Genomic DNA, 1196 nt, shown 5'->3' with positions numbered 1-1196 from the left:
TCGATTACTCGACGATCTTGGCGACGACGCCGGCGCCGACGGTGCGGCCGCCTTCACGGATGGCGAAGCGGAGCTTCTCTTCCATGGCGATCGGGGTGATCAGCTCGACGTCCAGCTCGGCGTTGTCGCCCGGCATGATCATTTCCACGCCTTCGCGCAGCTTGATGATGCCGGTCACGTCGGTGGTGCGGAAGTAGAACTGCGGACGGTAGTTGGTGAAGAACGGGGTGTGACGGCCGCCTTCTTCCTTGGTCAGGATGTAGGCTTCGGCCACGAACTTGGTGTGCGGGGTGATCGAACCCGGCTTGCACAGCACCTGGCCGCGCTCGACGTCTTCACGCTTGGTGCCGCGCAGCAGCACGCCCACGTTGTCGCCGGCCTGACCTTGGTCGAGCAGCTTGCGGAACATTTCGACGCCCGTGCAGGTCGTCTTCTGGACCGGACGGATGCCGACGATTTCGACTTCTTCACCCACCTTGACGATGCCGCGCTCGACGCGACCGGTCACCACGGTGCCGCGGCCCGAGATCGAGAACACGTCTTCGACCGGCATCAGGAAGGCCTGGTCGATCGGGCGTTCCGGCTGCGGGATGTAGGCGTCGACCGAAGCCATCAGCTCGAGGATCTTCTCTTCGCCGATGTTGGCGTCGCGGTTTTCCACCGCCGCCAGGGCCGAACCCTTGGTGATCGGAATGTCGTCGCCCGGGAACTGGTAGGACGACAGCAGCTCGCGAACTTCCATTTCGACGAGCTCGAGCAGCTCTTCGTCGTCGACCATGTCGACCTTGTTCATGAACACGACCAGGGCCGGCACGCCGACCTGACGGGCCAGCAGGATGTGCTCGCGGGTCTGCGGCATCGGGCCGTCGGCGGCCGACACGACCAGGATCGCGCCGTCCATCTGGGCGGCGCCCGTGATCATGTTCTTCACGTAGTCGGCGTGGCCGGGGCAGTCGACGTGAGCGTAGTGACGGTTGGCCGTCTCGTACTCGACGTGAGCGGTGTTGATCGTGATGCCGCGGGCCTTCTCTTCCGGCGCGGCGTCGATGTCGGCGTAGTTCTTGGCGGTCGCGCCGCCCGACTTCGCCAGCGTGATCGTGATCGCGGCCGTCAGCGTCGTCTTGCCATGGTCAACGTGACCGATGGTGCCGATGTTGCAGTGCGGCTTATTACGTTCGAACTTTTCCTTGGCCATC

The 1196-nt window shown here is 64.2% G+C and carries 1 protein-coding gene; it reads right to left on the bottom strand.

What is annotated here, in order from left to right:
• Window positions 1-4: 4 nt before the first annotated feature.
• Window positions 5-1195 (bottom strand): elongation factor Tu, encoded by a 1191-nt coding sequence (tuf, locus tag DDF67_RS03210; protein WP_101719590.1) that lies wholly within the window; start codon window positions 1193-1195, stop codon window positions 5-7.
• Window position 1196: the final 1 nt, after the last annotated feature.

This window comes from Caulobacter endophyticus, assembly GCF_003116815.1.
Taxonomy (GTDB): Bacteria; Pseudomonadota; Alphaproteobacteria; order Caulobacterales; family Caulobacteraceae; genus Caulobacter; species Caulobacter endophyticus.
The sequence above is the reverse complement of the archived record's forward strand: the minus strand, read 5'-3'. Positions and strand labels throughout refer to the sequence as shown.

Bases quoted from the DNA above. Each gene is read 5' to 3' on its own strand.
- tuf (WP_101719590.1), bottom strand. From the start codon at position 1,195: ATGGCCAAGGAAAAGTTCGAACGTAATAAGCCGCACTGCAACATCGGC.